The 19,877-nt window shown below is 66.4% G+C and carries 18 protein-coding genes and 1 tRNA gene; 8 read left to right on the forward strand and 11 right to left on the reverse strand.

Annotation, left to right across the window (positions count from 1 at the left end):
- Nucleotides 1-153 precede the first annotated feature (153 nt).
- Nucleotides 154-1,050, forward strand: coding sequence for a glycosyltransferase (locus tag J7I79_RS10630; protein ID WP_104172339.1), 897 nt, complete (start codon nucleotides 154-156; stop codon nucleotides 1,048-1,050).
- Here the strand turns inward: J7I79_RS10630 and J7I79_RS10635 are convergent.
- From J7I79_RS10635 to argS, 10 genes are all read right to left on the reverse strand, one after another.
- Nucleotides 1,047-1,805 (reverse strand): WecB/TagA/CpsF family glycosyltransferase, encoded by a 759-nt coding sequence (locus tag J7I79_RS10635; RefSeq protein WP_214952970.1) that lies wholly within the window; start codon nucleotides 1,803-1,805, stop codon nucleotides 1,047-1,049. The two genes, J7I79_RS10630 and J7I79_RS10635, sit on opposite strands and share 4 nt — an antisense overlap.
- Entirely contained in the window at nucleotides 1,802-2,602 is an 801-nt protein-coding gene (locus tag J7I79_RS10640) for an L-threonylcarbamoyladenylate synthase (RefSeq protein ID WP_311380561.1), read from the reverse strand. Before J7I79_RS10640 ends, J7I79_RS10635 begins: the two co-directional genes overlap by 4 nt.
- On the reverse strand, nucleotides 2,599-3,507 hold the full coding sequence (gene prmC / locus J7I79_RS10645; RefSeq protein ID WP_214952972.1) for a peptide chain release factor N(5)-glutamine methyltransferase: 909 nt from the start codon (nucleotides 3,505-3,507) through the stop codon (nucleotides 2,599-2,601). The genes J7I79_RS10640 and prmC overlap by 4 nt, the downstream gene beginning before the upstream one ends.
- 18 nt (nucleotides 3,508-3,525) lie before the next feature.
- Nucleotides 3,526-4,599, reverse strand: a complete 1,074-nt coding sequence (prfA, locus tag J7I79_RS10650) for a peptide chain release factor 1 (protein WP_104172335.1) — start codon at nucleotides 4,597-4,599, stop codon at nucleotides 3,526-3,528.
- Between the two features lie 107 nt (nucleotides 4,600-4,706).
- Nucleotides 4,707-6,881 carry a transcription termination factor Rho gene (gene rho, locus J7I79_RS10655; protein WP_214952974.1) on the reverse strand — a complete coding sequence of 725 codons (2,175 nt, stop codon included), beginning with the start codon at nucleotides 6,879-6,881 and terminating at the stop codon, nucleotides 4,707-4,709.
- A gap of 346 nt (nucleotides 6,882-7,227) precedes the next feature.
- Entirely contained in the window at nucleotides 7,228-8,214 is a 987-nt protein-coding gene (thrB, locus tag J7I79_RS10660; RefSeq protein ID WP_214952977.1) for a homoserine kinase, read from the reverse strand.
- Nucleotides 8,215-8,216: 2 nt separating this feature from the next.
- The gene (gene thrC, locus J7I79_RS10665; RefSeq protein WP_214952979.1) at nucleotides 8,217-9,323 is read right to left on the reverse strand and encodes a threonine synthase; all 1,107 of its coding nucleotides are present in this window, start codon (nucleotides 9,321-9,323) and stop codon (nucleotides 8,217-8,219) included.
- On the reverse strand, nucleotides 9,324-10,640 hold the full coding sequence (locus J7I79_RS10670) for a homoserine dehydrogenase (protein WP_214952981.1): 1,317 nt from the start codon (nucleotides 10,638-10,640) through the stop codon (nucleotides 9,324-9,326).
- The gene (gene lysA, locus J7I79_RS10675) at nucleotides 10,641-12,134 is read right to left on the reverse strand and encodes a diaminopimelate decarboxylase (protein ID WP_214952983.1); all 1,494 of its coding nucleotides are present in this window, start codon (nucleotides 12,132-12,134) and stop codon (nucleotides 10,641-10,643) included.
- Nucleotides 12,135-12,138: 4 nt separating this feature from the next.
- Entirely contained in the window at nucleotides 12,139-13,803 is a 1,665-nt protein-coding gene (gene argS / locus J7I79_RS10680) for an arginine--tRNA ligase (protein WP_214952985.1), read from the reverse strand.
- A gap of 235 nt (nucleotides 13,804-14,038) precedes the next feature.
- Here argS and J7I79_RS10685 point away from each other — a divergent pair, with 235 nt between their 5' ends.
- The 6 genes from J7I79_RS10685 to J7I79_RS10710 all read left to right on the forward strand — a co-directional run bounded on the left by J7I79_RS10685 (nucleotide 14,039) and on the right by J7I79_RS10710 (nucleotide 18,643).
- Entirely contained in the window at nucleotides 14,039-14,515 is a 477-nt protein-coding gene (locus tag J7I79_RS10685; RefSeq protein WP_214952987.1) for an FMN-binding protein, read from the forward strand.
- 44 nt (nucleotides 14,516-14,559) lie between these two features.
- Nucleotides 14,560-15,432: an FAD:protein FMN transferase gene (locus tag J7I79_RS10690; protein ID WP_214952989.1), complete on the forward strand. Its 873-nt coding sequence runs from the start codon at nucleotides 14,560-14,562 to the stop codon at nucleotides 15,430-15,432.
- Nucleotides 15,433-15,437: 5 nt separating this feature from the next.
- A complete protein-coding gene (locus J7I79_RS10695) occupies nucleotides 15,438-16,949 on the forward strand; it encodes an FAD-dependent oxidoreductase (RefSeq protein ID WP_214953128.1) in 1,512 nt (503 codons plus the stop codon).
- Nucleotides 16,950-17,025: 76 nt separating this feature from the next.
- Nucleotides 17,026-17,098, forward strand: a tRNA-Arg gene (locus J7I79_RS10700).
- A gap of 136 nt (nucleotides 17,099-17,234) precedes the next feature.
- Entirely contained in the window at nucleotides 17,235-18,278 is a 1,044-nt protein-coding gene (locus J7I79_RS10705) for a M4 family metallopeptidase (RefSeq protein ID WP_214952991.1), read from the forward strand.
- 62 nt (nucleotides 18,279-18,340) lie between these two features.
- On the forward strand, nucleotides 18,341-18,643 hold the full coding sequence (locus J7I79_RS10710; RefSeq protein ID WP_214952992.1) for a protealysin inhibitor emfourin: 303 nt from the start codon (nucleotides 18,341-18,343) through the stop codon (nucleotides 18,641-18,643).
- On the opposite strand, the gene J7I79_RS10715 is transcribed toward J7I79_RS10710, so the two are convergent.
- Nucleotides 18,640-19,608: a GlxA family transcriptional regulator gene (locus J7I79_RS10715; RefSeq protein ID WP_214952994.1), complete on the reverse strand. Its 969-nt coding sequence runs from the start codon at nucleotides 19,606-19,608 to the stop codon at nucleotides 18,640-18,642. The two genes, J7I79_RS10710 and J7I79_RS10715, sit on opposite strands and share 4 nt — an antisense overlap.
- An 81-nt stretch (nucleotides 19,609-19,689) precedes the next feature.
- On the opposite strand from J7I79_RS10715, the gene J7I79_RS10720 reads away from it, so the two are divergent.
- Nucleotides 19,690-19,857 carry a hypothetical protein gene (locus tag J7I79_RS10720; RefSeq protein WP_214952996.1) on the forward strand — a complete coding sequence of 56 codons (168 nt, stop codon included), beginning with the start codon at nucleotides 19,690-19,692 and terminating at the stop codon, nucleotides 19,855-19,857.
- Nucleotides 19,858-19,877 lie beyond the last annotated feature (20 nt).

Below are 19,877 nucleotides of genomic sequence, written 5' to 3' on the forward strand. Positions count from 1 at the left end.
CCGTGCGCGCGGCAGGCAGTGCGTAGTGCCTGACAGGGCTGTATTACAGTGGACTCTAGTCAAGATACTAATGCCAACGGCTTGCTGGCTTCGCGTCACACGGCCCAATGCCGGCGGGAAAACCACCGGCGGCCGTGTTGAAAGGAACCAGCAATGTCCATGTCGGTTGCAGTTGCTGCCGTAACGTTTGACCGTCCCCGTGAGCTCGCCGTTCTGCTGAACGCCATCAACAGGCAGACTTCGCCTGTCCGTTCCATTTGCCTCGTGGACAGCGGCACCGTGCCCGCCAAGGACGTGGCGGAAGAGCACTCCAACGTGGACTATGTCCGGTCGGAAGCGAATCTGGGCGGCGCCGGCGGCTTCTCGCTGGCCATCCTCAAGGCAGTGGCCAGCGGCGCTGACTGGATCTGGATGATGGACGACGACGCCGAGCCCGGTGACCCGGAATGCCTCGCCACGCTGCTCCGCGAGGCTGAGTCGCGCGGCCTCGACGCGGTTGTCCCGCTGGTGGCTGCGCCCGGCCACCCTGATCGGCTGTCCTTTTTCTTCCGTCTCGACGGCAAAGTGACGCATGACCGTGCGGAAGTGGAGAAGCTCGGCTTCCTGCCTGACGATGGCCACTTCTTCAACGGCGCGCTGATCCGCTCGGACGTCTTCTTCAAGGTGGGCCTGCCCGACATGCGGCTGTTCATCCGCGGCGACGAGGTGGATTTCACCATCAGGCTCCGCAAGGCGGGAATCCGGTTCGGCACGGTAACCACGACGGCAATCACGCATCCGCACGCGTTTGCCGAGACGAAGCACGTTTTCGGCGCCCGGTGGCACGTGATTGTTCCGGAGACCGCTTTCAAGCGCTATTACTATTACCGGAACCGCGGCTACCTGATCCGCCGCCACTTCCGGGTCAAGTCCCTCGTGGCGGACGTGGGCGGCTACCTCGGCTACTTCCTGCGTCGCGGCGACTTCCGCGGGCTGGCCGACTGGTTCCGGGCGTTTTCCACCGGACTCCGCGGCAAGGGGTTCGCACCCCTGAAGGACCAGAAGTTCTAGCGGTTTGACGTAAAGCGTCGGCGGATCAGGAGCGCCATGAGCACCCACGGCTCACCGAACACGCGGTAAGCCACCCTGCGCGGGTGCAGCATGAGCCGCCACGCCCATTCCAGGCCCAGGCGGCCAAGCCAGCGCGGTGCCAGCTTCTGGATGCCGGCAATCTGTTCGATCGCTCCGCCCACCGCGCAGTATACGGCCGGCGGAAGGTCGTCCAGCCGGCGGCGGAGAACCATCTCCTGCAGGGGCATGCCGAGGCCGATCAGCACCAGCTGCGGGCGAAGCTCCGCCAGCCAGGCCACGGCCTGGTCCTCAATTTCGTCGTTCCAGCTTTCGCCGGGCATGCCGGCAACCTTGGCATTCGGCACGATCCCCGCCAGGCGCGCCACTGCTTTGGCGTTGGCCTCTGCTCCGGCGCCGATCACGGCAATCCGTTCGAGGCCTTCGACATTCCCCAGGGCCGGGATCCAGTCGGTGGAGCCCAGCCGGTAATCCATGACCGGCCCGTCGGCTTCCCCCGAGCGTCCCCACAGCAACAGGACCGGGGCGCCGTCGAGCAGCACAACATCGCTGCTGTCGTAGAGGGCGCGGAATTCCGGGTCCGAATGGAAGAGCGTCACGCTGTGCAGGTTGTGGCCCACCACCGTGCGGGTGACGCCTTCAGCGACAAAGCGGTTGAGCGTCGCGGTCATCTCGGAAACGGTGAGTGGCGTCGCGTCCACGCCAAGAACAGGGATGTGCCGCCGCGTCATGATCATTCGGTGCCGGTTCCCGTCACGCGCGGTTGGGCAGCGGGAGCCGGTTCAGCAGGCTCATCTGGTTCCGGCTCCGGTTCAGCCACCATTTCATGGCCGGGTTCCGTTTCGGACGCCGGGACGCCGGCGGCATTACCGTCAATATCCAACAGGCCCGGGACAACCTCGCGGAGCCGTTCCAGGGTGATGGCACCCTGGCGGACCACCCTGAGCGGCTGTGCAGTGGCGTCGACGATCGTGGACGGAAGAGCCTCAACGTCCCCGTCGCCTGCCGGCCGCAGCCCACCTTCGAGGTAGACCTCCACCGATTCCGCGAGCTGGGTCATGGCGTCGGCGGCGGTCCGGGCAGCCGGCTGGCCGGTCCGGTTCGCGGAGGACACCGCCAAGGGTCCGGTCAGCGTCAGCAGGTCCTGCGCGACGTCGTCCGCCGGCATCCGCAACGCCACGGTGCCCTTGGTTTCACCCAGGTCCCAGTCCAACGAAGGCTGTGCGTGGAAAATCATGGTGAGGCCGCCCGGCCAGAAGGCCTCGGCAAGCTTGCGGGCCTCTGCGGGCACATCAGTTGCCAGTCCGTCCAGGGCATTGAGCCTCGGAATCAGGACGGGCGGCGGCATCTGCCGGCTGCGGCCTTTCGAGACGAGCAGCATGGTGACGGCCTGCGGCGAAAAGGCGTCCGCGGCGATTCCATAAACCGTGTCCGTCGGGAACACCACGCATTTGTGTTGGCGGATGGCCCGCTGGGCATGCTCCAGCCCTTCAGCCCGCTGGTCGGCTGCCGTACAGTCATAGGTTGTGGTCACTGGCCTATTCTTTCATCACTTTGGTCAGACGGTTCGGTAAGGACCGCGCTGGTGGCACGTCGCTTGCCGTTGAGGTCCACGTGCGTTGTCACATCGGACCAGCAACCGGAGTTCTTCAGCATCGCTGCGATCCACGCTGCCTGGACTTCGGCGTGTTCCATCACGAAGTAGCCGCCGGGAACGAGCAGCCGGGCAGCGGACGCCGCTGCCGCCGTCGGAAGTTCCATTCCGTCCGCTCCCCCGCCGTAAAGCGCCTCGGGCGGATCGTGCAGGGCAACCTCGGGTTCGTTGGGGATCGCTTCCGCGGGAATGTACGGCGGATTCGACACCACGACGTCGAAAGTTCCGTTGTGTTCCGGCAGCGCATCGCGAAGGTCCCCGCGGACCAGTTTGACGCCCAGCGGCGCCAGGTTCCGTGCCGCCCAGGCATGCGCGAATTCACTGAACTCCACTGCGTGGACTTCAGCACCGGGCACCTCGTGCGCCACCGAGCCCGCGATGGCTCCTGAGCCTGTGCCCAGGTCCACCACCTTAGGGTGGTCCCTGCCGTGCAGCCGCTCCAGGTCCTTGAGCCAGTCAATGACCAGCTGGACTACCGACTCGGTTTCCGGCCGGGGAATGAACACGCCGGGACCCACGGCAAGCTGCAGGTATCGGAAGTGGGCCACACCGGTGATGTGCTGCAGCGGGACGCGACGTACGCGCTCCGCCACCAGGTCGGCATAGCCGTCCGGCTCCGGGGAATCCCCCAGGAGCATGGCCCGCAGCCTGCCCAGCCCGACGCCCAGGAGGTGGTCCGCCAGCAGTTCCGCGTCCACGCGGGGACTGGGAACACCGGCATCGGCCAGCAGTGCGGTTGCTTCGCGGACCGCCTCCGCCAGGCTCAGTCCTGTTCCAAGTGTCATCAAGCGACCGGCCGGGGACTATTCGCCGATGGCGTCGAGGCGGGCCTGTTCGTCCATCTCGATGGCCGACTGGATCACGGGCTCGAGGTCGCCGTTCATGACCTGGTCCAGGTTGTAGGCCTTGTAACCGGTGCGGTGGTCCGCGATCCGGTTTTCCGGGTAGTTGTACGTACGGATCCGCTCCGAGCGGTCCATCGTGCGGATCTGGGACTTCCGCTGCGCGGAGTTCTCGGCGTCGATCTGCTCCTGCTGGTGGGCCAGGATGCGGGCACGCAGGACGCGCATGCCGGCTTCACGGTTCTGCAGCTGGGACTTCTCGTTCTGCATGGCCACCACGATTCCGGTGGGAAGGTGGGTGATACGGACCGCGGAGTCCGTGGTGTTAACGGACTGTCCGCCGGGTCCGGAGGACCGGTAGACGTCGATTTTGAGATCGTTCTGGTTGATCTCGAGTTCCTCGGGCTCGTCCACTTCCGGAAGCACCAGCACGCCGGCAGCCGAGGTGTGGATGCGGCCCTGGGATTCCGTCACGGGGACGCGCTGCACACGGTGCACGCCGCCTTCGAATTTGAGCCGCGCGTAGACGCCCTCTGCCGGATCGTTGGAGTTGCCCTTGACGGCCATCTGGACGTCCTTGTACCCGCCGAGGTCCGATTCGGTGGCTGAAATGAGTTCCGTCTTCCAGCCGCGTGATTCCGCGTACCGGGTGTACATACGAAGCAGGTCGCCGGCGAACAGGGCAGCCTCATCGCCGCCTTCACCGCCCTTGACCTCAAGGATCACGTTGCGGGCATCGTCCGGATCGCGAGGAATCAGCAGGCGCCGCAGCTTGGCCGACGCCGCCTCCAGGGCAGCCTCCAGCTCGGGAACCTCCGCCGCAAACTCCGGATCCTCCGAAGCCATTTCCTTCGCAGCAGCGAGATCATCCTGGATCGCATGCCACTTGTGGTAAGCGTCCACAATGCCATTAAGCTGCGCAGACCGCCGCCCCAGCTTACGGGCCAGCCGCTGGTCAGCATAAACAGCAGGATCCCCCAGCTGCGCCTGAATGGCATCATGCTCATCAAGCAGGCCGTGTACGGACTCAAACATTTCAAAACCTCTTTCGACTCTTACAAGTCTAGTTTCACGGGACTTAACGACGAACCGCCCAAAATATGCCGGCCATCAGGCCGGCATATTTTGAGCGGTGAGCGCAGCTACTTGTCGTTATCCGACTTCGCACCAAGCGTCGTCTTCTGGACCTGCATGAGGAACTCAACGTTGCTCTGGGTCTCCCGGATCTTGTTGGTCAGCAGCTCAAGGCTCTGCTGCGTTTCGAGTCCGGAAAGGACGCGGCGCAGCTTCCACATGATCTTGACTTCCTCGGGGGAAAGCAGGTTCTCTTCGCGGCGGGTACCTGACGCGTTGACGTCCACTGCCGGGAAGATGCGCTTGTCCGCGAGCTGGCGGGACAGGCGCAGTTCCATGTTGCCGGTGCCCTTGAACTCTTCGAAGATGACCTCGTCCATCTTGGAGCCGGTCTCGACGAGAGCGGTTGCCAGGATGGTGAGCGAGCCACCGTTTTCGATGTTGCGGGCTGCACCGAAGAAGCGCTTCGGCGGGTACAGCGCTGCGGAGTCGACGCCACCGGAGAGGATACGGCCGGAAGCCGGTGCCGCCAGGTTGTAGGCGCGGCCCAGACGGGTCATGGAGTCGAGGAGCACCACAACGTCCATGCCCATTTCCACGAGGCGCTTGGCGCGTTCGATGGAGAGCTCGGCCACAGTGGTGTGGTCGTCGGCGGGACGGTCGAAGGTGGAGGCAATGACCTCGCCCTTCACGGTGCGCTGCATGTCCGTGACTTCTTCTGGACGTTCGTCAACGAGCACCATCATGAGGTGGACCTCAGGATTGTTGGTGGTGATCGCGTTGGCGATGGACTGCAGGATGAGCGTCTTGCCGGCCTTCGGCGGCGAAACGATCAGGCCGCGCTGGCCCTTGCCGATCGGGGCAACCAGGTCGATGACGCGGGGGCCGATCTTCTTGGGGTCCGTCTCGAGGCGCAGGCGCTCGGAGGGGTAGAGCGGAACGAGTTTGGCGAACTCGACGCGGTCCTTGAGCTCTTCCGGCGTCTTGCCGTTCACTGAGGTGACGCGGACCAGGGCGTTGAACTTCTGGCGGGCCGACTGCTGGCTGCGGTCTTCGCCTTCACGCGGTGCCCGGATGGCGCCGACTACGGCATCGCCCTTGCGCAGGTTGTACTTCTTGACCTGGGCGAGGGACACGTAGACGTCGTTCGGGCCCGGCAGGTAACCGGAGGTGCGGATGAACGCGTAGTTCTCCAGCACGTCCAGGATGCCGGCGACGGGCAGCAGGACATCGTCCTCGGTGACCTCGACGTCGTCGACGTCCGGTCCCTGGGCGCGTCCACGACGGCGGTCGTTACGGTCGCGGAAGCGGTCGTTGCGGTCGTTGCGCGAGTTGTCCCGGCTGTCCTGGCCGCCTGTCCGGTCGTTGCGGTCACGCCGGTTGCGGCGGTTGCGGCGGCTTCCGCCGTCTGCATCATCGCTTTCGCGGGTGTCGTCGCGGCGCGTTTCACGCGTACCGGTGGTGTCTCCGCCGTCGCGGCCGCCTCGGGTGCGGGCGGTCTGGCGTTCGTTGCGCTGACCGGCTTCGGCAGCCTCGCCGCCCTGGTCACCTCCGCGCTGCTCACGCTGTTCGGTGCGCTGTTCACGCTGTTCGGTGCGCTGTTCACGCTGCTCGGTGCGCTGTTCACGCTGCTCGCCACGCTGTTCGGCGGGGGCCTCGGCCGGTGCTTCAGCTTCGGCGGCCGGAGCCTGGGCTGCCGCTTCACCGCGGCGGCGGTTCCGGGTGCGGGGCTGGCGGCGCTCTGCGGCTTCAGGTGCAGCAGCTTCTGACACAGCGGCCTGGCCGGCTTCAGGAGCCGACGGGGCTGCGGGCGCCTCGCTGGGTGCGCCTTCCGGGGCGGGTGCCTCGGTGGCAGGAGCGGTCACTACACCGTCGCTGCCGGCGCGGCGGCTGCGGCCACGGCGGGCACGTGTGCCTTCCGCGGCGGGAGCCTCCGCGGCTTCAGCCGCAGGGGCCGCAGCAGCCGGCGCTTTTGCCCGGGTCGAGATGGTTTCGCCGGTCTTCTCAGCGCCCTTGGCCGGAGCCTTGGTGGCTGAAGTGCCCGCACGATGAGCGGAAATGGCGGTCACCAGATCGCCCTTGCGCATGCGGGATCCGCCGGAAATACCCAACTGGCTGGCGAGAGCCTGCAGCTGGGCGAGCTTGAGGCCTGCAAGGCCGCTGCTCTTGGCGGGTGCTGCCGACAAATCGGTAGCAGAAGATGATATGTCCACAGCTGGAGACAGCTCAGTGGTTTCGGTCACGAAGGATCCTTCCCCCTCGACGGCGTCCAGACTGGGAGCTGGACGCGATGATTTGATCTGGGCTGCAGTTCAGATCTACAGCCGGATTTCGGCCTTGCCGGACGGAATTCGGCCAGCAGGGCCGGATACTGATACACCTCGACATTCCAGCAAGAGACCGGAATGGCGGACTGACGCTTCAGGGGTGCAGAGTGATTCTGCAGGTTCCTGCGACAGACCAAAGCAGGCGGCACCGGAGACTATTGCGCAGTTGAATTTCAGAGCAGCAAACGATTAGACAGGCGCCATGGCCAACATCGGGTTCTTTTGACTGCGATTCTGATTCTTTGACTAACTGCCTGCGGGATTACCGCCGGTGCACTCCCACTTTAGCACCTTCGACGTCCACCGCCAGCTTCATCACGCGCCAGCCAACATCCGGCGTGTTGGCCCGGGTGTAGGCGTCAATGAAGTCCACCACCGTGCCGGCCTCGTCTTCGCCGTTGGCCAGCACCAGGACGGTGGGTCCCGCGCCGGAAACAACGGCTGCGTGCCCAGCACGGCGCAGGGCCCGGATCAGCTCCGCGCTGGGGCGCATGGCCTCCGCGCGGTAGCTCTGGTGGAGGTAGTCCTCCGTGCCGGCGAGCAGGAATTCCGGTTTGCTGGTGAGGGCGTGGATGAGCAGCGCCGCCCGGCCGGAGTTCATGGCGGCCGCATGATGGCCCACGGACGCCGGCAGGAGCGCGCGGGCCGCTTCGGTGGAAAGCTCGTAGTCCGGTACTGCGACGACGGGAATCACCGAATCCGCCACGGTAGCGCACGTGCTGCTGTACTGGTCACTGTCCTGCCATGACAGCGCCAACCCGCCGAAAATGGCCGGTGCGACGTTGTCTGGATGGCCTTCCATTTCGCTCGTGAGCTGCAGGATCCAGTCCTTGCCCCGCCGGGAAGCCTCCGGAACCAGCGCATTCGCGGCGGTCACCGCCGCCACGACGGCCGACGCCGAGGAACCCAGGCCGCGGCCGTGCGGGTTGACGTTGTCGGCGGTAATGCGGAGTCCCTCGTGCCGGAAGCCCAGCCGGTGCAGGGCCTCCGTGACGGCCCTGACCACGAGGTGGCTGGCGTCACGCGGAAGCGTCTCCGCACCTTCGCCGCTGAGCTCGAACTGCAGTTCGCCGCTGCCCAGGGTTTCCACGGTCAGGGTGTCATGCAGCGAAAGGGCCAGGCCCAGGCTGTCATATCCCGGGCCGAGGTTGGCGCTGGTGGCGGGCACGCGTACGGTCACCAGCTGCCCGGCCGGGACTGCCGGCGTGCCGGCGGCAGACTCGGCCGGGACTGTGAGGGTGGTTTCCAAGGCTATTTTTCTTCCAGGCCCAGCTCGGCGGCCACGGTGACCACATCGTTGGACACCTTGACAGGCTGGACATCGCTGCCGTCCTCGGTGCGCAGCGCCCACTGCGGGTCCTTCAGGCCATGGCCGGTCACGGTGATCACGATGGTCTTGCCCGCGGGTACCTCGCCGGCCGCGTGCTTCTTGATCAGTCCGGCGACGCCGGCTGCGGAACCGGGCTCGACGAAGACGCCTTCGCGGGCCGACAGCCAGCGGTGGGCTGCCAGGATCTCGTCGTCGGTGACGGCGTCGATGAAACCACCGGACTCGTCACGGGCGGCGATGGCGCCGTCCCAGGAGGCGGGGTTGCCGATCCGGATGGCCGTGGCGATGGTGTCCGGCTCCGTGATGGGATGGCCGGCCACGAAGGGGGCCGCGCCGGCGGCCTGGAAACCCCACATCTGCGGGGTCCGGGTCGACACGGCAGGGAGCGTGCCGGCAGTTTCGGACTCGAAGGGCGCGGCGTACTCCTTGTAGCCCTTCCAGTACGCGGTGATGTTTCCGGCGTTGCCCACCGGCAGGACATGGATGTCCGGGGCGTCGCCGAGCGCATCGACAATCTCGAAGGCGCCGGTCTTCTGGCCCTGGATGCGGGCGGGGTTCACGGAGTTCACCAGGAAGACGGGGTAGGCCTCGCCGAGCTTGCGGGCGATGTCCAGGCAGTTGTCGAAGTTGCCGTCCACCTGCAGCAGCGTGGCGCCGTGCGCGATGGCCTGGCTGAGCTTGCCCATGGAGATCTTGCCTTCGGGCACCAGCACGGCACACTTCAGCCCTGCGGCCGTGGCGTAGGCGGCGGCGGAAGCCGAGGTGTTCCCGGTGGAGGCGCACACGACGGCCTTCGCGCCGGAGGCCACCGCCGCCGTCATGGCCATGGTCATTCCACGGTCCTTGAACGAGCCGGTGGGGTTCATGCCTTCGACCTTGAGGTACACGGTGGAGCCGGTCAGTTCGGACAGCTTTTGCGCGTGGACCAGCGGGGTGCCGCCCTCACCGAGGGTGATGACCTTGGTGCTTTCCGTTACGGGCAAACGATCAGCGTATTCGCGGATGACACCGCGCCATTGGTGAGCCACTTAGACTCCTTCTACCCGAAGAACGGATGTAACAGAATTGATGACGTCGAGGCCCTTCACGGCCTGGACGGTTGCTGCCAGTGCAGCTTCGGTTGCGCGGTGGGTGACGATCCGCAGTTCGGCCGATTCCACGTTGGAGTCGGCATCGCGGTGGATGGTCTGGCGCATGATCTCGATGGACACGCCGTGCTCTGCGAACAGCTGGGCGATCCGTGCCAGCACGCCCGGCTGGTCGGCAACGTCGAGGCCAATGTAGTAGCTCGTGTTCACGGCGTCGATGGGCAGCGCGGGAACGTGGCCGATGGTGGTCTCGGTCTGCGCAGGCCCGCCCAGGACAATCCGGCGGGCGGCGGAGACGAGGTCGCCCAGGACGGCCGACGCCGTCGGGGTGCCGCCGGCGCCCTGGCCGTAGAACATCAGCTCGCCGGCGTTCTCGGCTTCGATGAACACGGCGTTGAACGCGCCATGGACGGCCGCCAGCGGGTGTTCGCGCGGCAGCAGCGTGGGGTGCACGCGGACGGAGACGCCCTCGCTGCCGTCGGCGGCGGTCAGCTTCTCCGCGATGGCGAGGAGCTTGATGACGAACCCGGCGTCCTTGGCCGCGGCGATATCCGACGCGCTGACTTCGGTGATGCCTTCGCAGTGGACGTTCTCCAGGTCGAAGCGCGTGTGGAAGGACAGCGAGGCGAGGATGGTCGCCTTGGCCGCGGCATCAAGGCCTCCGACGTCGGCTGTGGGGTCCGCCTCGGCGTAGCCAAGGCGCTGGGCTTCGGCGAGGGCATCGGCGAACTGCGCACCGGTGGAATCCATCTGGTCAAGGATGAAGTTGGTGGTGCCGTTGACGATGCCGAGGACCCGGGTGATGCGGTCGCCGGAGAGGCTGTCGCGGATGGGGCGCAGGATGGGGATGGCGCCGGCCACGGCTGCTTCGTAGGACAGCTGGACGCCGGCCTTGTCTGCCGCCTCGTAGAGCGTGGGGCCGTCCTGGGCCAGCAGGGCCTTGTTGCCGGTGACCACGCTGGCGCCGTTCTCGATGGCGGCGAGGATCAGGGTGCGGGCAGGTTCGATGCCGCCCATCAGTTCGATGACGAGGTCGGCATCCTTGACCAGGGTGTCGGCGTCGGTGGTGAAGAGTTCCCGCGGCAGCTCAACGTCACGGGGCGCATCGATGGTGCGCACGGCGATGCCGGTCAGTTCCAGGCGGGCTCCGGTGCGGGCCGCCAGCGCTTCGGCGTCCTCAATCAGAATCCGCGCCACCTGGGCCCCAACGTTGCCACAGCCCAGCAGGGCTACCTTCAGGGTTCGCAATTCAGTCATTCAGACTCCCATGTCGCGGTTCAGCAGATCTTGTTCGGTTTCCCCGCGGACAATCAGCCGTGCTGATCCGTCGCGCACAGCGACAACGCCCGGCCGGGCCAGATAGTTGTAGTTGCTTGACAGGGCCCAGCAGTAGGCGCCGGTCCCCGGTACAGCGAGCAGATCACCGGCTGCCACGTCCTCGGGCAGATATACATCTCTAACAACTATGTCGCCGCTCTCGCAATGTTTGCCCACTACGCGGGACAGCTGCGGGGCTGCGTCGGAGCTCCGCGACGCCACAATTGCCGAATAATCCGCGTCATAAAGCACCGGACGGGCGTTGTCGCTCATGCCGCCGTCCACCGACACATAGCGGCGGGGGTGCGTAACGGTTCCTTCTGCATTCGTGGCATTTTCGCCGCCGTCACCGGTTCCGGCGCCGGGCGGGTCCACACGGACGGTCTTGAGCGTTCCCACTTCGTAGAGGGTGAAGGTGGTGCTGCCCACAATGGCGCGCCCCGGCTCAATGGAGATCCGTGGTGCGGTGATGCCCAGTTCGGCGCAGGTGGAACGCACGACGGCGGCCATCGCCTGCGCGATCTCGGCCGGCGGGCGCGGTGTGTCCACCGGCGTGTAGGCAATGCCGTAGCCGCCGCCGAGGTCCAGTTCAGGCAGGACGATGGAGTGTTTCTCCTGCATCGCGGCGAGGAAATTGAGCAGTTTCACGGCGGCCAGCGCGAAGCCGTCCGGTTCGAAGATCTGCGAGCCGATGTGGCAGTGCAGGCCAAGGAGCTCAATGCTGTGGTAGCTCGTGGCCGCGGCCACGGCTTCCTCGGCGGCGGACAGGCCGGCCTGGTCCGTGGAATCCTCCGCCATGGAGAGACCGAACTTCTGGTCCTCGTGGGCGGTGGCAATGAATTCGTGCGTGTGCGCATGCACTCCGGGGGTGAGCCGCAGCATCACCTTGGCGGTTTCGCCGCGGTCCGACGCGATTTTGGCGACGCGCTCCAGCTCCGCGAGGCTGTCCACGACGATCCGTCCCAGCTTCATGTCCAGCGCACGGTGGATCTCGGCGTCGGACTTGTTGTTCCCGTGCAGGGCGACGTCGGCCCCCGGGATGCCGGCGCGGTTGGCGACGGCGAGTTCCCCGCCGGATGCTGTGTCCAGCCGCAGCCCTTCTTCCTCCACCCACCGGACGACGGCAGTGCAGAGGAAGGACTTCCCGGCGTAGTAGACATCCACTCCCCCGCAGATGTCGGCGAAGGCGTCATTGAAGGCGTCGCTGAAGGCCCGGGCGCGTGCCCTGAAGTCGTTCTCGCTCATCACGAACAGCGGCGTGCCGAACTGTCGCTGGAGCTCGCTGACGGGAATTCCGTCGATGGCCAGTTCGCCGGCGTCGTTCCGGGCAACGCCGGCCGCCCACATGGGCTCATGGAGCGCATTGAGGTCTGCCGGGACGGCAAGCCATTCCGGTGCCAGCGGCGATGCGTGGTTCAGGGAATTCCCGGTCATTGCGTCACATCCGTTCCGGCGCCGAAACGCCAAGCAGTTCCAGTCCGTTGGCCAGCACCTGGCTGGTGGCGTCGTTGAGCCACAGCCGCGTGCGGTTGACGTCGGTGATGGGCTCATCGCCCTGCGGGGCCACGCGGCAGGCGTCATACCAGCGGTGGTAGGCCCCTGCAATGACTTCCAGGTGGCGGGCCACGCGGTGCGGTTCGCGCAGTTCGGCGGCCTTGGCCACGATGGACGGGTAGCTGCCGAGGTAGGACAGCAGTTCATTCTCGGTGGCGTGGTCCAGGAGGGCTGCGTCGAACACCTCGTTGCCATCGACATGGCGTTCCACCCCGGCGGCCACTGCATTGCGGGCCGTGCCGCGGGAGCGCGCATGGGCGTACTGGACGTAGAATACCGGGTTCTCGTTGCTGTGCTTCTTGAGCAGGTCGGGATCCAGGGTGAGCGGGGAGTCAGCGGGGAACCGTGCCAGCGAGTAACGGACGGCGTCCTTGCCCAGCCAGGAGATGAGGTCCTTGAGCTCAATGATGTTCCCGGCCCGCTTGGACAGCTTGGCGCCGTTCACTGACACGAGCTGGCCGATCAGCACCTCGATGTTGGCCTCGGGATCGTCGCCGGCAGCGGCGGCGATCGCCTTCAGCCGGTGGATGTAGCCGTGGTGGTCCGCCCCCAGCAGGTAGATCTTCTGGTCGAAGCCGCGGTCCTTCTTGGAGAGGTAGTAGGCGGCGTCCGCGGCGAAGTACGTCGGTTCGCCGTTCGCGCGGATCATCACGCGGTCCTTGTCGTCGCCGAAGTCCGTGGTGCGCAGCCAGACCGCACCGCCGTCGTCGAACACGTGGCCCTGTTCCCGAAGGCGCGCCACGGCACTTTCGATGGCGCCGGCGTCGTGCAGTTCCTGCTCGGAGAAGTAGACGTCGAAGGCAACACCGAAGCCGGCGAGGGTGTCCTTGATGTCCTTCATCTGGGCCTTGTACGCCGCGCTCCGGATGACCGGCAGCGCCGCCACATCGGTCAGCTCGCGGATGTCCGGGTGTTCCGTCAGGACGTGGTGGCCCAGATCGGAAATGTACTGGCCCGGGTAGCCGCCTTCCGGGACGCCGCGGCCGTGCAGCCGGGACAGCACGGAATGGGCGAAGACGTTCATCTGGGAGCCGGCGTCGTTGATGTAGTACTCGGCGGTGACTTTTGCGCCGGAGGCCCGGAGCACGCGGGCGATGGAGTCGCCCAGAGCAGCCCAGCGGGTGTGGCCGATGTGCAGCGGGCCGGTGGGGTTGGCCGAGACGAATTCCATGTTGACCACGTGGCCGGCGAGCGCCGAGTTGGTGCCGTATTGCGGGCCGGCTTCGACGATGGCCCTGGCAAGCGCTCCGGCTGCGGCGGCGTCGACGGTGATGTTCAGGAAGCCGGGCCCGGCGATGTCCACGGCCGATACGCCGTCGATGGTCTCGAGCCGGGCGCTGAGGATAGTGGCGAACTCCCGCGGGTTGGTGCCCGCCTGCTTTGCCAGCTGGAGGGCAATGTTGGTGGCCCAGTCGCCATGGTCCCGGTTCTTGGGCCGCTCCACCCGCACCTCGTCCGGCACGGCTGATACGGAAAGTGCAATATCACCGGCGGCGACGGCGTCTTTCAGGCAGGCGGATATGGCGAGGGAGAGTTCTTCGGGAGTCACACTTCTAGCCTACCGGTGGCCCGCGATAGCGGCGGAATCGGGCCAATGCCATGACGCTGTGAAGGCGCGCAGGAATAAGAAGCCTCACAGAATTGAATCCGGGTTCGTCACAGCCTGAACCATTACGCTGATTCCAACGTTGTCCATCCTGTAACTGCCTGGCTGAACCCGGCCACCCCGGACCCGGGTCCCCAAAAGACGCATCCATACGCAACTACACGAATCGAGTCCCTGCATGAGCTTCCCGGTACGCAAGAGCGTTTTCGTCGGCCTCGCCGGCATGTCCCTGATCGGAACCGTAGCGGGCTGTGCGCCGTCCGCCCAGGCACCGGCGGCACAGTCCACTGCCGCCTCAACCGGCTCGGCAACCAGCGGTGCCCCCATTGCGAGTACTGGCGCCTCGACGTCGGCCGCGTCCGGCTACAAGGACGGCACCTACAGCGCCGACGGAAATTATGTCTCGCCCAACGGGACGGAAACCGTGGGCGTTGAGCTGACGCTTTCCGGCGGAACGGTGTCCGACGTCAACATCACCCAGCATCCCTCCAATCCCAACACGCGCAAGTTCCAGGGCGAGTTCGCCGGCGGGATCAAGGCGCAGATCGTGGGCAAGAAGCTGGATGAGCTGAACGTCTCCAAGGTTGCCGGCTCCTCGCTGACCAGCGGCGGCTTCAATGAGGCCGTGCAGAAGATCAAGTCCGAAGCCCGGTAACTGGGGCGCCGTGTCCGGAGTTCACCGCGTCAAAAGGAGATAACGTGCCGCAACCGGGCTGGGCAGCCTTTAGTTTCGAGGGAATCGGGACCGCCTGGGAGATTTCCACGCCCGGCCCCCTGGACACGGGCCAGCGCCGCCGGCTCCTGGACGTGGTGGAGGATTACGACGCCGCGTGGTCCCGTTTCAGGACGGACTCCCTCGTGGCGCAGGCGGCCAGGGAAGCGGGGCGGTACCAGATGCCGGACGGTGCAGGCGCGCTGGGCCGCCTGTACCGGAGCCTCTACCGGCTGAGCGCCGGTGCCATGACTCCGCTGATCGGCGGCAGCCTGGAACAGCTGGGCTACGACGCGGACTACTCGCTCCGGTCCCGCGGAACCCCGCTGCCCGCCCCGCCGTGGGACGACGTACTGGACTGGCAGGACACTGTGCTGACCACCATGGCTCCCGTGGTCCTGGACGTCGGAGCCGCCGGCAAGGGGCAGCTGGCCGATTTGCTGGCAGCGGAACTCCGGTCCCAGGGCGTCAGCGAACACTTCATCGACGCCAGCGGCGACCTCCTCAATTCCGGCCCCGCTCGGGTGGCCGTCGGCCTGGAGCATCCGTACGATCCCGGACGGGCCATCGGCACCATCAACCTGGGCGCGGGCGCGCTCTGCGCCTCCGCCGCCAACCGGCGGGCCTGGGGCGACGGGCTGCACCATGTGCTGGACGGCACCACGGGGACACCGGTGCGGACCGTCATTGCCACGTGGGCACTGGCGGGGAATGCCATGACGGCCGACGCGCTGGCCACGGCGTTGTTCTTCGTTTCCGGCAAGGCGCTTGAACAGGATTTTGAGTTTTCCTGGCTTACGGTTTTCTCGGACGGAAGTGCCGCCTACTCAGCAGGTTTCGAAGGAGTGCTGTTCGAATGAGTTCCATGATCCAGCAGGTGGACACGTCCCTGAACCGCCTGACCATGTACCGCCTGGTGCTTTGGGTGCTTGCCGTCCTGGCCGCATACAGCCTGCTGCTCAACGTCCTTGGCTGGTTGACGTTCGGCATCCCCGAAATGCTGGCGCACCTGGCGCTCTGCCTGGGACTGACCTACGCGTCGAACCGCGGGCTGGCCGCGCTGTTCCACGTCCGGCCGCACTCCGAATCATCGCTCATCACGGGGCTGCTGCTGTATTTCCTGTTCTGGCCCAGCTTCAAGGCCCTGGACGTCGCGGGCGTCGCGCTCGCCTGTGTCCTGGCGTCGGCCTCGAAATACGCCCTGGCCTGGCGTGGCCGGCACATCTTCAACCCGGCTGCAGCAGGCGCCTTCACAGCAGGCCTGACGGGACTGAACATCGCCACGTGGTGGGCGGCCACTCCCGCGATGCTCTTCCTCCTGGTTCCCGGCATCCTGCTGGTGCTCTACCGCACACGGAAAGTCCTCATGGGCGCCGTGTTCACGGCCGTGTCCGTATCCATTGTGGCCACGGAACTCCTCCGGGCCGGGATGACCCTGGGCGGGGCACTCTGGCAGCCGCTCGCGCAGCGCCCGGTGCTGTTCTTCGTGGGCTTCATGCTGACCGAACCGCTGACCCTTCCGCCGCGGCGCTGGCAGCAGCTGGCGCTCGCCGCCGTCGTCGGGGTGGTGTTCGCGGTGCCCTACAACCTGGGATTCGTGGCAAACTCGCCCGAACTGGCGCTGCTCGTGGGGAACCTGATTGCCTTCCTGGCCGGGCAGCGCGGCGGCATCCGCCTGAACTTCCAGGAATCGCGGCCCCTGACACCCACGACGACGGAATTCAGCTTCCGGCCCGAACGCGCGGTCCGGTTCGCGCCGGGACAGTACATGGAGCTGCACCTGCCCCACGCCAAGTCCGACGGGAAAGGCCGGCGGCGCGTGTTCAGCCTGACCAGCGCACCGGATGCCCGGGACGTCACGATCGGTGTGGGAACCGCCGAACCCGTGTCCGCCGCCAAGCGTGCCCTGCTTGCGCTGCAGCCCGGAGATTCCGTGACGGCAACAGCAGTGGGCGGAGACTTCGTCCTCCCCCGCAGGCCGGCCGGCCCCGTCCTGCTGGTTGCGGCCGGCATCGGCATTACGCCCTACCTTGCCCAGCTCGCCGCGGGTACTGCGAAGAACCGCGACGTTGTCCTGCTGTACCTGGCGAAGTCTGCCCCTGAACTCGCCTACGCGGATGCGCTTGAGCAGTCCGGTGCCCGCGTCATTGCGCGCCTGTCCGACGGCTCCGCGCCGCCGTCGTTCATGGAAGACGCGTGCAATGTGTCGCGGCCGCCGGCACGGCTCGACGGTGCTGCGCTAAAGGAGCTTGTTCCGGACATCGCCGGCCGCGAAGTGTTCGTTTCCGGCTCTCCTGCCAGCGTCCGCTCGCTGCGGGCCGCCGCCCGCGGCGCCGGTGCGCGGCGCATCCGCACCGACTCGTTTGCAGGCTACTGACCGCCGATTTTCCATTGGAGGCCACCTTCCTGCTAAGCTCTAGGACGTCCCGCCGGCAACGGCAGGAACCCTGACTGCCCTCGTAGCTCAGGGGATAGAGCGTCTGCCTCCGGAGCAGAAGGTCGTAGGTTCGAATCCTATCGAGGGCACAGACAAACCCCGCCAGCCCAGCTGGCGGGGTTTCCTGCTTAAGGCCTGTGTGGCCCTTCAGGCGTGTCCCGTCCGCGGCAATGTCGGCACCCCCTCGTAGGCTGGTTCCATCGCCGACGAGCAAAGGGGAAATTCATGTACTGCTCCATCATCCCGCCCTACCTGCTGCGTCGCCTTGCGGCCCGGGACGAACCACGCTTCTCCGCCGTTGCCCGGGCAGCCAAGGAAGCGCTGCTGCATGTCAGGTCCATCCAGGCCACCCGTGCACTTCCGTTGCCGGCCGTCCCGTCCGGAATCCGGCAGCTCAAGCCCGGTCCGCCCAGCCGCACGGTCTATGACGCAAAGGGCTCCGAATCCGTGCCCGGCCAGCTGGTCCGGAAGGAGGGCGAACCCGCCACGGGAGACGCCTCGGCAGACGAGGCCTACGACGGCCTGGGGCACACCCACCGACTGTACGCCGAGGCCTTTGGCAGGAACTCGATCGACGGCCAGGGCCTCCCGCTCGACGCCACCGTGCACTTCGGAAAGCTGTACGACAACGCGTTCTGGGACGGAACCCAGATGGTTTTCGGCGACGGCGACGGCGAAATCTTCCAGCGCTTCACCCGGTCCCTGAGCGTCATCGGGCACGAACTGGCCCACGGCGTCACGCAACACTCGGCCGGCCTCGTCTACCGGAACCAGGCGGGGGCCCTCAACGAATCGCTTTCGGATGTGTTCGGCGCCCTGGTGGAACAGTACGTCGGCCAGCAGCCGGCGCCGGAGGCCAGCTGGCTGATCGGCGAAGGCCTGTTCACCGATCAGGTGGAAGGTGCGGCCCTGCGGTCGCTGAAGGCCCCCGGCACCGCCTACGACGACGACGTACTGGGCAAGGATCCCCAGCCGGACTCGATGGATTCCTACGTGCGGACCAGTGCGGACAACGGTGGCGTGCACATCAACTCAGGCATCCCCAACCGCGCGTTCTACCTGGTGGCGTCGGCACTTGGCGGCAACGCCTGGGAAACTCCGGGCCGGATCTGGTACGACACACTCACCGGAGGATCCCTGCCCGCCAATGCCACCTTCACCAAGTTCGCCAAAGCCACCGCCGCATCCGCGAAGGAACTGTTCGGCGGCGACTCCCCCGAACATGACGCCGTCCGGAAGGCGTGGGAAACTGTGAAGGTAAAGCTGTAACTGGATCGCCGCCGGAGCGGTCAGCCGGCGGCCAGCAGTACCGGAAGCACAGGAACCAGGCCATGAAGATCACTGTCCAGCGCAGCGGCGGGATTGCTGCGCTCAAGCGGGTGTGGAGTGTCCAGGCCACGACGCCCACGGACAAGAGCCGCTGGGAGCCGCTCGTTGAGGCCTGCCCCTGGGACGCCGTCCCGCGGTCCGCTGAGGCCGGGGGCCAGCCGGACAGGTTCATGTATTCGATCAAGGCCGGCCAGCACCGCGCCACGCTCCCGGAGCAGGCTGTCACGGGGCCGTGGCGGGTCCTCGTGGACAACACCCGGGCGGCCGCCGAAGCCGCCCGGAACAGCGGACGCCAGTCCGGCTAGACCGCCGGCTCCAGCTGCCCGCGGAACGCCCTCCGGTAGGACTGGGGGCTAGTGGACAGCACCTTGCCGAAATGGTGCCGGAGCAGTACGGAATGGCCGAACCCGGACTCGCGGGCAATCTCGTCGATGTTCAGCTCGGTGGATTCGAGGAGCTCCTGCGCCCGCAGCACGCGCTGGGAGTTCAGCCAGGCGGCGGGAGTGGCCCCCGTTTCGGACCGGAAGCGGCGCGCGAACGTCCGCGGCGACATGTGGACCCGGGCCGCGAGTTCGTTCACGGTGTGCTCGTTTTCGAGGTTGCGGACCATCCACCGCAGCAGCTCTTCCATGGGCTGTGAACCGCAAGCAGGAATGGGACGGTCGATGAACTGCGCCTGCCCGCCGTCGCGGTGGGGCGGGACCACCATGTCGCGGGCAATGCTCGCCGCCACGTTGGCGCCGAGTTCCACCCTCACCAGGTGAAGGCAGGCATCAATGCCGGCCGCGGTGCCTGCACTGCTGATGATCCGGCCGTCCTGGACATACAGGACGTTTTCGTCCACCAGGGCCGCCGGGTAACGGCTGGCCAGCACCTGCGAATAGTGCCAGTGCGTAGTGCATCTGCGCCCGTCCAGCAGGCCGGCCCGCGCCAGCGCGAAGGCGCCGGAACAGATGGACATCACCCAGGCGCCACGGGCGTGGGCGGCCCGCAGGGCGTCCAAAACGGATTCCGGGACGTCCTGGTCGTGGCCGTAGGGGGCCATGATCACGAGGTCCGCATCGGCGGCCGCTTCCAGCCCCAGCTCCACGTGCAGGGACAGGCCGGACTTGAGCCGGATATCCCCCGGTTCCGGCGTGCAGACACGGAAATCGAAGGCCGGAACCCCGGTCCCCCGGGCCGATCTGTCAATGCCGAACACCTCGAACGCGGTCCCGAACTCGAAGATGGAAAAGTTGGGAACAACAATCACTGCCACCGATTTGAGCATGCTTCCATTATGGCAGAAATTATAGCTTTTTGGTCATTTCTGCCACTGTTTTGTCGCCGGGAACAGTAGAAACATAGAGGCATGGAAACCATCGGAGTTGCACTCATCGTCCTGTTGCTCGTCATCCTGTCAGCCACCATCGCCGCACTCCTCAAGGACGGACGGGGCCATACGCCGCCCGAACGCTCGGAGAAGGACTGGTCCGCACTGGAACTGCCGAGCGTCAGCTACACCCTCAGGAACTACTGACCACCGCCGTCGTGGCCGGC

Source organism: Arthrobacter sp. ISL-69 (assembly GCF_018613775.1).
Taxonomy (GTDB): domain Bacteria; phylum Actinomycetota; class Actinomycetes; order Actinomycetales; family Micrococcaceae; genus Arthrobacter.